Origin of the sequence: Agriterribacter sp., from assembly GCF_035444585.1 — a bacterium.
Taxonomy (GTDB): domain Bacteria; phylum Bacteroidota; class Bacteroidia; order Chitinophagales; family Chitinophagaceae; genus Agriterribacter.
On record NZ_DAOMOZ010000146.1, the window covers coordinates 1 to 12642 of the forward strand.

Here is a 12642-nt window from a genome sequence, read left to right on the forward strand (position 1 = left end):
ATGGCATTGAATTATATATGGATGGCCTTTTTCCTGCTGGCTTTTGTCATTGCCTTCATCAAATGGACCTTTTTAGGAGATACAGAGATCCTTAAGCTGCTGGTAGACGGAATATTTAAATCGGCCAATGACGGTTTTGATATTTCCCTGAAACTGGTGGGCATCATGTCGTTGTTCCTGGGCTTTATGAAGATCGGTGAAAAAGCGGGAGCTATAAATTTTCTTTCCCGGATCGTAGCGCCTTTTTTTTCAAAGCTGTTCCCGGAAGTACCCAAAAACCATCCGGCCACGGGGCATATGATGATGAACTTTTCGGCCAACCTGCTGGGTCTTGATAATGCCGCTACTCCTTTTGGCATTAAGGCGATGGAAAGCTTACAGGAGCTCAATCCCAACAAAGAGGTAGCCAGCAATTCGCAGCTCATGTTTTTGATCCTGCATGCCAGCGGACTTACCCTCATACCGGTAAGCGTAATGGCCATGAGGGCTTCCGTGAAACCGGCTGCAGCCAATCCTACAGATATATTTGTTCCCTGTATGATCGTAACCTTTGCGGCAACCATGGCAGCATTGCTGATCGTGTCCTTCCGGCAAAGGATCCGTTTGTTTCAGCCGGTAATACTGGCCTGGATAGGAGGAATATCTGCGTTGATCGCAGCGCTTGTATGGTATCTTACCACACTCAGTCAAAACAGCCTTGAGCTGTTTTCTTCTACTTTAAGCAGTGGAATTATTTTGCTGATCTTCCTTACTTTTTTACTGGGCGGGTGGAGAAAGAAAGTAAATATGTTTGACGCTTTTGTAGAAGGGGCAAAGGGCGGTTTTGAAATCGCTGTGCGTATTATTCCCTACCTCATTGCCATGCTGGTGGCTATAAGCGTATTGCGCAACTCGGGTGTATTTGGTTATATTACGGAAGGGTTTCGCTATTTGTTTGCCCTGCTGGGCATGAATACCGATTTCGTGGAAGCCTTACCTACGGCTTTCATGAAGCCACTGAGCGGAGCCGGGGCCAGGGGCATGATGGTGGATGCAATGAACACATATGGTGCCGACTCGTTTATCGGGAGGCTGTCAAGCATATTCCAGGGCACCAGCGATACCACCTTTTATGTGGTGGCGGTTTATTTTGGAGCGGTTTCCATCAAAAATACGCGGTATGCTATCCCTGTGATGTTATTGGCCGACCTTGCCGGTGTTGTTACCGCTATTGCTGTGGGGTATTTGTTTTTCCATTAAAAAATAAATTAGCGATCAGGTATGAGCAGTCGGGTATGAAGTAACCGTGTCTGAAATTTTTAATTTGTGATTTGTGATTTATCGTTGGACTCCGCTTCGGATTTCGGAATTTTCGTTCTCGAATTTTTTTGTATTTTATTTGTTTCTTGTGTTTTGTCTTTTATTATTTTATGAAACCATAAACTACAAACCATAAACCACAAACTATAGATTTCCTGCTATCCGAAAATCTTATTCATCCGGTCAATGATCACTTTAAGTCTTTCCCTGTCGCCGCCGGGCACTTCTGCGGAAGCCCAGCCATTGTAACCGATTTTTTCAAGGGCTTGTATGACCACAGGCCAGTTGTTATCGCCTTCCATCAGTTCCACATCAAAACCCTTCCACAACCCTTCATCGTTTTGCTTTTTGCGGCTGTATTCTTTCACATCTAATTTCATGATGCGCTTATCCAGGGTTTCAATCCAGTGCTCGGGCCAGCCATAACGTAAAATATTGCCAATATCAAAATACCAGCCTAATAAAGGATGATTGATCTCGTCTACATAGCGTGCCGCTTCAACAGGACTGATCAGGAAATTATTCCATACATTTTCAATAGCGATTTTGATACCGGTTTTTTCCGCATGCGGCAATAATTTTTTTATTTCTTCCTGCGTACGTTTGTAAGCATCGGCATAACTGATCTTTTCATTTACAACACCGGCTACCAGCAATACGGTTGTGCCGCCATACATTTTACAATCATTCATTGATTCAACTACCGAATCAGAACATTGTTTCCTGATGGCGGGATCGGGATGCGACAGTGGTAATTTCCAATGCTGGGAATTGACCACGCCGGGGATCTCCAATCCTGTTTTTTGCTTTGCGTCCAGTATTTCGCGGTGATCAAATTTGTGCGGCGAACTGAATTCCACCCCATCATAGCCCAGCTCTTTCAGCAGCCTGAATTTGTCCATTATGGTGTTCCCTTCCTTCACCATTTCAATCTTAAGACTTTTTTTGATCTTTGGCTTCAGGGCTTTGGCTTCTGCTACAGATGGAACGCCTATGGTTGTTGCTGCCGCAAACAATGCAGTGTTTTTGATGAAATTTCTTCTTTGCATACATATTATTTGAATGGGGTTATGCCCGGCATAGCCACTTCAGCTACGGGAATTGAAAGGTCGAAGCTATAGGTATCAGCAGGTGGTCCTAACTGTTCGGTTGAATTCAATGCGTCCTCCCATGTGATTTTTTTGCCGGTATAAGCGGCCATTCTTCCCATAATGGCGATCATGGAGCTGTGGGCAAGCGCTTCGCCCTGGTTGATGATATTGCCTTTTCGTATGGCGGCAAACAATTCATTGTGTTCCGTTTGGTACATATCATTTTGCTGTCCTTTGTATGTCCACACTTTTTTCCCTGTTTTTATTTCATGCAGGTTGCGTGAAACATCTGCAACAGCCCTACCTTTATTACCCCATGCTTCTGCAGCGTAACCGCCCTGGCATCCTGCCTGCTGGCGGCTGTAATGATATCCTCTTGCATCACCGGGGTATTCGTATGTGATGGCGAAATGATCGTAAATATGGCCGTATTGGGGGGCCGTTCTCACCTGGCGTCCGCCGGTACCTATGGCATTCAATGGCAGCTTGTCGCCGAAAGCCCAGCTCATCATATCTATGCTGTGTACAGCCTGTTCTACAATGTGGTCGCCCGAAAGCCAGTTAAAAAAGGGCCAGTTCCTCAACTGCCATTCGGCCGATTGAAGCTGCGGATCTTCGGGCTTCCAGCTTCTGTACGTGGCGCCGGTATTGTATGTATTATATACAGCCGATACTTCCCCGATGGAGCCGTCAACAATTTTTCCGAAAGTGGCTCTTTTGGGTTCATGAAAGCGCCAGCAAAATCCTGAAACGATGCTCACGTTTTTTTCTTTCGCCTTTTTAGCAGCGGCCAGTATCCTTCTTATACCAGGAGCATCAACGGCAGCCGGTTTTTCACAAAAAATATGTTTTCCCGCTTCTACAGCAGCTTCAAGATGTAAGGGACGGAAACCCGGAGGTGTGGCCAATATCACCACATCCACACCCGATGCCAGCACTTTCTTGTAAGCGTCAAATCCTATGTACTGGTGTTCGGGGCTTACATTCGCTTTGTCGGCATGTATTTCTTTAAGATTGCCAAGTGATTTTTCCAGTTGATCACCAAATATATCTGCCATAGCATGTAGCACTACATTGGGATCGGCAGACAGTGCCTGGCTGGCTGCCCCGCTGCCGCGGCCTCCACAACCGATTAGCCCAACTTTGAGGGTATCTGCATTCATCTTTTTATAAGCAGGCGTTGCATTTATGATATTGAATGGTAAAGCGCCTGCCGTAACTGCCATACCCGAAAGTTTAAGGAATGTTCTTCTTTTCTGATTGCTCATGGGTGATGATAATTTTTAATGAAAACGCAATATAAAATATTATTCCTGAAAATGCGTCCTGCAAAGAGAAAACGTATTGGCACGGTAGGGCATAGGAACACAGCAAAACGATGTGCACCTGTGTGTCTATGATCCTATGTGGTAAAAACTGAACACATTGACACAGTAGGAATATAGGACACAATAGGGAATGCAAAACTATGTGCACCTATGTGCCTATGATCCTATGTGGTAAATAAGAACCAAACACATAGACACAATAGAAATATAGGAACACAATAGGAAGAATAAGAAAAACTATGTGCACCTATGTGCCTATGTGTCAGGAGAAAAGATAAACCCCAACACAATGTAAACCTATCTATAATCGAATTTACAGTCTTGATTTATTTAACTTTATCTTTGACAGCCACAGTTTCTTCTCCATTTAAATACTATACCAAGATGAAATATTTTTTAATTGCCGTTGCTTTATTTACAGGTTGTATTTCTGCAACTGCCCAGTATAAAAAATATGTTCCGCCCACCGATACAGCTGTATTGAACAGCATTGCCCGGTGGCAGGATATGAAATTCGGCTTGTTCATGCATTGGGGAACCTACAGCCAGTGGGGCATCGTGGAAAGCTGGAGCATTTGCCCCGAAGATGAGGGATGGACACAGCGGAGAGGCCCGTACGCTGAAAATTATTTTGAATACGTGAAGGCATACGAAAATTTACAGACCACTTTTAATCCCGTAAAGTTCAACCCGCAGAAATGGGTAGACGCAGCCAAAGATGCCGGTATGAAATATATGATCTTTACTACCAAGCATCACGATGGCTTCAGCATGTTCGACACAAAAGAAACCGATTATAAAATTACAGACAGTAAAACACCCTTTTCAAAAAACCCCAAAAGCAATGTAACCAAAGAAATTTTTAATGCTTTCAGGAACCAGGGTTTTGCTATAGGAGCTTATTTTTCCAAACCCGATTGGCATAGTAAAGATTACTGGTGGCCTTATTTTCCGCCCAAAGACAGGAATGTAAATTATGAGCCCACCAAATATCCCGAACGCTGGGAATCTTTTAAAAATTTTACATATAACCAGATCAAAGAGCTGATGAGCGAATATGGTAAAGTAGATATTCTTTGGTTGGATGGCGGTTGGGTGCGACCATTATCTACCGTTGACACCACGGTGGAATGGCAGCGCGGAATAAAAACCAACCAAGACATAGATATGAAACGGATCGCTGAAATGGCAAGAAGCTACCAGCCGGGATTATTAATTGTAGACAGAACCGTAACCGGCCCTTATGAAAATTATACTACCCCCGAGCAGGAAGTACCGCACGAATTGCTGCCCTATCCGTGGGAAAGCTGCATAACGATGGGCAACTCCTGGAGCTATGTGCCAAATGATAAGTACAAATCTGCGCGCCGGATCATACAAATGCTGATACAGATCGTATCGCGCGGTGGGAACCTGCTGCTGAATATTGGTCCCGGGCCGGATGGCGATTGGGATCCGGTGGCCTACGAGCGATTAAAGGAAATAGGCGAATGGATGAAAATCAATGGCGAAGCGATACACGGCTCCAAACCATTAATGCCGTATGAATCTGGCAATATACATTTTACCCAGTCTAAAGATGAAAAAACGCAATATGCTTTTTATTTATCAGACAAAGATAATGTTGAGCTTCCGGCGCAAGTGATTTTGCAAAAGTTCGAGGCTCCCGCCAAAGCCAGGATCAGCTTGCTGGGCAGCGGTGCCAGGCTCAAATGGAAAGTGGAAAACGGCAATACCGTCATTGAAATTCCTTCACTGGTCAGGAATAAATGGAAGGGTAAGCATGCCGTGGTGTTTAAGATGAGGAGGTAAGAAGAAGCGGTCGGCACGCGACGAAGGAGCGTCAGATCGCGGGTAATGTGGAAAATGTGGAAGTGTGGAAAATATGAAAATGAATGAAAGCGGTAGGCATCCGACGAAGGAGCGTCAGACCGCGGGAAATAATAAACAACAAACCATAAACCAGGAATGTTGATAATATGAAAATGGATTTAAGATAAAATACCTTTGCTACTTTTTTTAGTATCTTCGCTATCTTTTATGGCAAAAGCAAAGCAAAAACCAGTGCCGGTCGCCGATACCGTGGTATCTGAACACGAAAATATAGAAGTATTTGGCGCAAGGGTACACAACCTCAAAAATATAGATATCAGCATTCCCAAAAACCAACTGGTGGTCATTACCGGTATCAGCGGCAGCGGTAAGTCGTCACTGGCATTTGATACCATTTATGCAGAAGGACAGCGCCGCTACATGGAAACTTTTGGTGCTTATGCCAGGCAGTTTATCGGCGATATGGAAAGACCGGATGTAGATAAGATCACGGGGCTTTCGCCTGTTATTTCCATTGAGCAAAAAACCACCAATAAAAATCCCCGTTCCACTGTAGGTACCGTAACGGAAGTATACGATTTCCTGAGGCTGCTGTATGCAAGGGTAGGGGAAGCCTATTCTTACAATACGGGTAAAAGAATGGTAAAATGGAGCGAGGAAGAGATCGTGGAAAATATTTTTAAGCGGTTCAAAGGACAAAAGATTTCTATCCTGGCTCCGCTGGTACGGGGCCGCAAAGGACATTACCGTGAGCTGTTTGAAGACATCCGCAAAAAGGGTTTTTTAAAAGTAAGAGTGGATGGTGAAATAAAAGACCTTTCTCCCAAAATGCAGGTTGACCGTTATAAAATCCACGATATAGAAGTGGTGGTTGACCGCCTGAAAGCAGATGACGAATTTAAGGTACGTATCAGCCAGAGCGTACAGCAGGCACTGCGTTTGGGAAAAGACCTTCTCTTTGTAAGTGTCGTTGGTGATGCCGGCTCAAAATCATCAGCACCTGAGGCTTCTTATTCTAAGATGCTGATGTGCGAAGACACCGGCATTTCTTATGAAGAACCATCGCCCAATAGTTTTTCCTTCAATTCTCCGTATGGAGCGTGCCCGGTATGCAAAGGTTTGGGTTCGGTATACCAGGTAAATATGAATGAAGTGATACCCGACCATAACCGCAGCATTAATGAAGGTGCTATAGCTCCCCTGGGAGAAGAAAAAGAGTCTTTTAGTTTTAAGCAGGTGCAGCAGCTCGCTAAAAAAAATAAATTCAGTCTCGATAAGCCGGTGAAAGATCTGCCGGAAAAAGCGATGAACCTGCTGCTTTACGGGGATGAAGCGGGGTCTGTGGAGATGAACCTGAATTTCGATGATACAAATGGTAACGGACAGGTATATGCGACCACATTTGAAGGTATTGTTAACCAGTTGAAAAGATGGTTTTCCGCCGGAACAAGTGAAAGCATACAGCAGTGGACAGAAAAGTTCATGGAACTGAAAGCCTGTGATGCCTGTGGCGGAGCCCGTCTTAAAAAAGAAAGCCTTTGGTTTAAGGTAGATGGCAAAAATATTGCTGAATTGTGCGAGCTCAACCTGGATGCTTTGATGCAATGGTTTGACGGGATAGAAGAAAGATTGTCTGATAAGCAGAACGCCATCGCCAAAGATGTGATAAAGGAAATAAGGGAAAGGCTGGGCTTTTTACTGGATGTGGGTCTTACTTATCTTACGCTCAACCGGCCTTCGCGCACGCTGAGCGGCGGCGAATCGCAAAGGATAAGGCTGGCCACGCAGATCGGGTCGCAGTTGCAGGGCATCACCTATATACTGGATGAGCCTTCTATCGGGCTGCACCAGCGCGACAATCACCGGCTGATCGTTGCTTTAAAAAACCTGCGCGATATCGGCAACAGCGTGCTGGTGGTGGAACACGATAAAGACATTATGCTGGCAGCTGATTACCTGGTGGATATAGGTCCCCGTGCAGGTTTTTATGGCGGAAAAATAGTGGCGCAGGGCCTGCCTTCGGCATTGCTGAAATTAAACACATTGACCTCTTCCTATCTTAACGGTCGCCGGCAGATCAGGATCCCGGAGGAACGCCGCCGGGGAAATGGAAAAACACTTGAATTAAAAGGCGCCGGCGGCAATAACCTGCAAAACGTGAATGTAAAATTCCCGCTGGCAAAATTTATTGTGGTTACAGGAGTGAGCGGCAGTGGAAAATCAACGCTCATCAATGAAACCTTATACCCGATCCTGAGCAAGCATGCCTATGGTTCAAGAATGCAGCCGCTCCGGTATGCATCTGTGAAAGGACTGGAACATATAGATAAGGTAATTGAAATTGACCAGTCGCCTATAGGCAGAACGCCGCGGAGCAACCCCGCTACCTACTGCGGGTTCTTTACCGATATCCGCCAACTGTTTGCTTCGGTGCCCGAAGCCAAAATACGGGGTTATAACCCGGGGCGGTTTTCCTTTAATGTAAAAAGCGGAAGATGCGATGTGTGTGAAGGTGGCGGTATGCGCGTAATTGAAATGAACTTTTTGCCGGATGTGTATGTGCCCTGTGAAAAATGCCAGGGTAAGCGGTACAACAGGGAAACGCTCGAAATACGTTATAAAGGAAAATCCATAAGTGATGTGCTGGACATGACCGTAGATGAAGCGGTGGATTTTTTTCAGAACGTTCCTTACCTGTACCGTAAAATAAAAGTGTTGCATGAGGTAGGACTGGGTTATATAACTTTAGGACAAAGTGCAGTTACCCTCAGCGGCGGTGAAGCGCAGAGGGTTAAGCTTTCAACCGAGCTTGCAAAAAGAGATACCGGTAAAACCTTTTACATTTTAGACGAGCCCACCACAGGATTGCATTTTGAAGATATACGGCATCTGCTTGTGGTGCTGAATAAACTGGTTGACAGGGGCAATACCGTGCTGGTTATTGAGCATAATCTTGATGTAATTAAAGTTGCCGATCATATTATTGATCTTGGTCCTGAGGGCGGCAACGGAGGCGGAAGAATATTGTTTGAAGGAACACCGGAAGCGTTGATCCAATGTGGTGAAAGCTATACCGGCATGTTTTTGAAAGAAGAGCTGGGAATTGTGAATAGTGAGTTGTGAATAGTGAGTGGTGAATAGTGAGTGGTGAGTGGTGAAAAGTGAATTGTGAAAGGTGAATGGATCCTTTGTATTCCTTCGGAATTAGGATTTATAGCTTCGGGCTTAACAGAAGTGAGAAGAGAAAGGTGAGACGTGAGAAGGTGAGAAGTGAATTGTGAAAGGTGAATGGATCCTTTGTATTCCTTCGGAATTAGGATTTGCGGCTTCGGGCTTAACAGACGTGGGAGGAGAAACGTGAGAAGTGAGAAGGTGAAAAGTGAATTGTGAAAGGTGAATGGATCCTTTGTATTCCTTCGGATTTATAGCTATTATTGTCCGGAGAAAGTTTTTGAAAATTAAATGAAAGTCAATATAGGAGAGTATTTTAGCCCCTCTCCGGGCGGAGAGGGGTTGGGGTGAGGCAAATCAGGTTGCTGAAGGCTTTTATTACTTTTACCGGACAACAATGATTTATAGCTTCGGGCTTAACAGGCGTGAGAAGAGAAATGTGAGAAGTGAGAGGGGAGATCCGAGTGTATTCCTTCGGATTTAGGATTTACGGCTTCGGGCTTAACAGAAGTGAGAAGTGAGTGGTGAATAGTGAATGTAATCGGTTTCACGGGAGAGATGCGAACAGCGGAACGTAGATTCACTACTGCCTGTTCACTATTCACTATAATTTGCCCGTCTTAACGCTAATTTGTATCTTATAGCAGCATAATATGGAAAGAATAATTATTGACATGGATGAGGTGATGTGCGATACGATGGGTGGAATGATTGCTTGGTATAAAAAGGAATACGGACTGGAAGTGGATTTTACCAAAATGAAAGGATCGTGGCAGACCGGTTTCCCTGAGCAGCACTTAAATATAATACGTAAAAGGCTGCACAGCCGCGGATTTTTCAGGAACCTGTCTGTGATGGATGGCTGTGTGGAAGTAGTAAAGCAACTGAATGAGCGATACGAGGTATTTATTGTATCGGCAGCAATGGAATTCCCCAATTCATTGAACGATAAATTAGACTGGCTGAATGAGCACCTGCCGTTTTTAACCTGGCGACAGGTAGTATTTTGCGGCGATAAGCGGATGATAGAAGGCGATTATATGATTGATGATCATACACGTAATCTTGTTCATTTTAAAGGCAAGTCCTATTTATACAGCGCCGCGCACAATACCGGTGAAAAGGGTTACGACAGGATCAATAGCTGGAAAGAAGCGGCAGAGATATTTCTATAGTACTTTTGATTTCTGATTTTAGATTTCCGGCAATAGCGATCAAACGATCTGACTTCAGTAATACACGGCATATGGATATTACCGACATGCACAGTTTACCCGAATGGGATGATCATCGCATGCTGCAACGCAGGTATGAGGGTGAGGAGTGGAAAATGGCTGCCCAGCTTGAAGCGGCAAAAAAACTATACAACAAATGGAGAGATATTTTTTTGTTTGTTGAATCGTATTGCGAAACCCTGCAGGATTCAGAAGAATACGATCATGCCGAAAAAAACAAAGAGCTCATCTGGCAAAACCTGTTCATTGTAGCGCCTAAAATTATCGGGGCTGCGGGTATTGATGAGTATGTGTTAAAAATGGAAAACGCTTCCATCATCCGCAATAACTGCCGCGAACTGATGGAGCAGGTTAATTTTACCGCAATGGTAGGCGCAGGCGAAGAAAAGTATGCTGCAGCTATTGAGCTGGAAATGGACGTCTTTCGCGAACTGTTTAAAACATGGGTAGCCACATTCAGAAAAGATGAATATGAAGATGAATGGGGTTTGTTTATATGATGCCGGCGCCGGCTATATGTTTTTTTGCAAATAATATTGTAGTAACATTGGGCTGATATATTTGCTGATCAAACAGAAAAAAATAAAATCCGGCAAAAGCAATGTATTGTTTGTTAATATTGTACAGGATTACAGCAATGTTTTTTTCATCATCCCAAAAAATCAAAACAGATTGCTGACTGCTTGTTTACATAATGAAAGAGAACTGCTCTTACGCATTGCCCGCGATGATGCGCAGGCTTTTACCTGTTTGTTCAATTACTATAAAAATAGAATTTACACAATAGCGTATAAACTCACGGAGTCGCACGCAATGTCTGAAGAGGCAGTGCAGGAAATATTCATGAAGTTGTGGATAAAAAGAAAAGATCTTCCCGGCATAGAACATTTCAGCGCATGGTTTTACACGGTTGCCCGCAATCACATGTTTACATTATTTAAACGTAAAGCTGTGAACGCCAGTCGCGGTATCAATGAAATTGATCCGGCCCGTTTTCTTACCAATGATACAGAAGAAAGTATATTATTAAAAGAAACGGAAACGATCATAAAAAGAGCACTGCATGCTCTGCCACCCCAGCAAAATAAGGTATATCATCTCATTAAAGAAAAGGGCTATAAAAAAGAAGAGGTTGCGGCATTTTTAAATCTCTCCCCGGAAACCGTAAAAATACATCTTGCCAAAGCCATGAAAAACATCCGTGCGTATTGTATTGCACACATGGATAGTCCTGCTATACTATTGATAGCTTTTTATTTTTTGTAACAAAATTGCGGGGGCACTAACCCTTTTCAGCAATAAAGGAGTCTCTTAAAGCAAGGCAATTTGTTTAACTACCGTATTAAATTTAAAAAATTATATGCACAGCTCCCGGTTAGCGTATTTATTTCATAAGTATATAAATAAGGAATATACGCCAATAGAAAAGGAAGAGCTGATGCTTTTAATAAAGCAGGGAGAGAATGATGAGGCCTTAAAAAAGCTGATCAGTGATATGATGGCTGAAAGCAATGATGAAATGGAACTGCCTGTGGAATCGGGAGACGCTATTTTGCAGTCTGTCCTGGCAAAAGAAGCGTATACCGGAATATATGTGCCTGTTGCCCGGAAAAGACACAGGCTGAAACGGGTAAGCATTGCTGCCGCTTCAATAGCAGTATGCATGCTGACGGTTTACCTGGTCGGTTACAAAACGGGTGGGAAGAAAGAGGTGGCCAAACAGGAGATCCGTGCGCCGGCTGTTGAGGTCAGCACCGGAACGGCACAAAGAAAAACCGTCCGCCTGCCCGATGGTACGCAGGTTTGGTTAAGCCCGTCTACAGTGCTTGAGTATCCTTCTGCTTTTGGAGGCGGTACCAGGGAAGTAAAGCTTTCCGGAGAGGCTTTTTTTGAAGTGGCCCACGATGCCAGAAATCCGTTTATTATAACCAGCGATAATATTCAGACAAAAGTACTCGGCACCTCATTCAATATCCAGGCTTACCACAACCAGAAGAAGATCGCGGTGATGGTGGTAACGGGCAAGGTGAAGCTCAGCAATCTGGGTGCGATGCATGATAAAATAGAAAATGTAGAAATAGCGGCCAATCAAAAAGCCGTATTTGATAAAAATACAGACCGCTTTATAAAAGAAGATGCCGATACCGTTGCTGCGCCCAATATGCTGAAGCGGAAAGAAGGCGAGTTCGTATATAAGAATGAAAGACTGCAGAAACTGATAGATGATCTGCAGGAGTACTTTGGAGTAAATATTCAGGTTGCCCGGGAGATAAGAGAATGCAAGGTTACGGCAAACTTTTATGTTACCGATGATCTTCAGGATACATTAGAACCTATTGCAATCTCAGTGAATGGCGACCTTCAGAAAAACAATAATGAGTTTTTTATCAATGGCAAAGGATGTCCTGAATAACGCGGTTGAAATAACATTACCAGTAAATATCATTTTTTAATAAACCAGCACATGCTTATGGAACAATTACACAGTCATCCAACTTAGTATAAATAAAACCCGGATACTGCAAATATCCGGGCATGAAATTATACGTATTACCAAAAATTGTAGTAGCCCGAAAGTTGTGGAAAGCCAACGGGATATTACGCATCTCTAACATATAATTCAGTAAAAATATGCAAAAAAATTGTATAGGCAGGATTATACCTGTAATACTCAAGCTTATGCGC

Annotated in this window: 9 protein-coding genes; 7 read left to right on the forward strand and 2 right to left on the reverse strand. The window is 43.8% G+C overall.

Features of this window, described 5'->3' with window-relative positions:
- The coding region (locus PLH26_RS14880; RefSeq protein ID WP_324586820.1) for a spore maturation protein at positions 1–1239 on the forward strand (1239 nt) is incomplete at its 5' end.
- 218 nt (positions 1240–1457) lie between these two features.
- Here PLH26_RS14880 and PLH26_RS14885 read toward each other — a convergent pair.
- Positions 1458–2348, reverse strand: coding sequence for a sugar phosphate isomerase/epimerase family protein (locus PLH26_RS14885; protein WP_324586821.1), 891 nt, complete (start codon positions 2346–2348; stop codon positions 1458–1460).
- A gap of 5 nt (positions 2349–2353) precedes the next feature.
- Complete coding sequence (locus PLH26_RS14890; protein ID WP_324586822.1) at positions 2354–3658, reverse strand: Gfo/Idh/MocA family protein; 1305 nt, start codon at positions 3656–3658, stop codon at positions 2354–2356.
- Positions 3659–4102: 444 nt separating this feature from the next.
- Here PLH26_RS14890 and PLH26_RS14895 point away from each other — a divergent pair, with 444 nt between their 5' ends.
- The 6 genes from PLH26_RS14895 to PLH26_RS14920 all read left to right on the forward strand — a co-directional run bounded on the left by PLH26_RS14895 (position 4103) and on the right by PLH26_RS14920 (position 12370).
- Positions 4103–5530, forward strand: a complete 1428-nt coding sequence (locus PLH26_RS14895) for an alpha-L-fucosidase (RefSeq protein ID WP_324586823.1) — start codon at positions 4103–4105, stop codon at positions 5528–5530.
- Positions 5531–5758: 228 nt separating this feature from the next.
- The gene (uvrA, locus tag PLH26_RS14900; RefSeq protein ID WP_324586824.1) at positions 5759–8674 is read left to right on the forward strand and encodes an excinuclease ABC subunit UvrA; all 2916 of its coding nucleotides are present in this window, start codon (positions 5759–5761) and stop codon (positions 8672–8674) included.
- 701 nt (positions 8675–9375) lie between these two features.
- Positions 9376–9897: a 5' nucleotidase, NT5C type gene (locus PLH26_RS14905; protein WP_324586825.1), complete on the forward strand. Its 522-nt coding sequence runs from the start codon at positions 9376–9378 to the stop codon at positions 9895–9897.
- 71 nt (positions 9898–9968) lie between these two features.
- Complete coding sequence (locus PLH26_RS14910) at positions 9969–10457, forward strand: hypothetical protein (RefSeq protein WP_324586826.1); 489 nt, start codon at positions 9969–9971, stop codon at positions 10455–10457.
- A 61-nt stretch (positions 10458–10518) separates the two neighbouring features.
- A complete protein-coding gene (locus tag PLH26_RS14915) occupies positions 10519–11223 on the forward strand; it encodes an RNA polymerase sigma factor (RefSeq protein WP_324586827.1) in 705 nt (234 codons plus the stop codon).
- 94 nt (positions 11224–11317) lie between these two features.
- Positions 11318–12370 (forward strand): FecR family protein, encoded by a 1053-nt coding sequence (locus PLH26_RS14920; protein WP_324586828.1) that lies wholly within the window; start codon positions 11318–11320, stop codon positions 12368–12370.
- The last annotated feature ends 272 nt before the right edge of the window (positions 12371–12642 follow it).

What these genes read in the sequence shown, in the direction of transcription:
- PLH26_RS14885 (WP_324586821.1), bottom strand. Translation starts at nt 2,348, where the DNA reads ATGCAAAGAAGAAATTTCATCAAAAACACTGCATTGTTTGCGGCAGCA.
- PLH26_RS14890 (WP_324586822.1), bottom strand. Translation starts at nt 3,658, where the DNA reads ATGAGCAATCAGAAAAGAAGAACATTCCTTAAACTTTCGGGTATGGCA.
- PLH26_RS14895 (WP_324586823.1), top strand. Translation starts at nt 4,103, where the DNA reads ATGAAATATTTTTTAATTGCCGTTGCTTTATTTACAGGTTGTATTTCT.
- uvrA (WP_324586824.1), top strand. Translation starts at nt 5,759, where the DNA reads ATGGCAAAAGCAAAGCAAAAACCAGTGCCGGTCGCCGATACCGTGGTA.
- PLH26_RS14905 (WP_324586825.1), top strand. Translation starts at nt 9,376, where the DNA reads ATGGAAAGAATAATTATTGACATGGATGAGGTGATGTGCGATACGATG.
- PLH26_RS14910 (WP_324586826.1), top strand. Translation starts at nt 9,969, where the DNA reads ATGGATATTACCGACATGCACAGTTTACCCGAATGGGATGATCATCGC.
- PLH26_RS14920 (WP_324586828.1), top strand. Translation starts at nt 11,318, where the DNA reads ATGCACAGCTCCCGGTTAGCGTATTTATTTCATAAGTATATAAATAAG.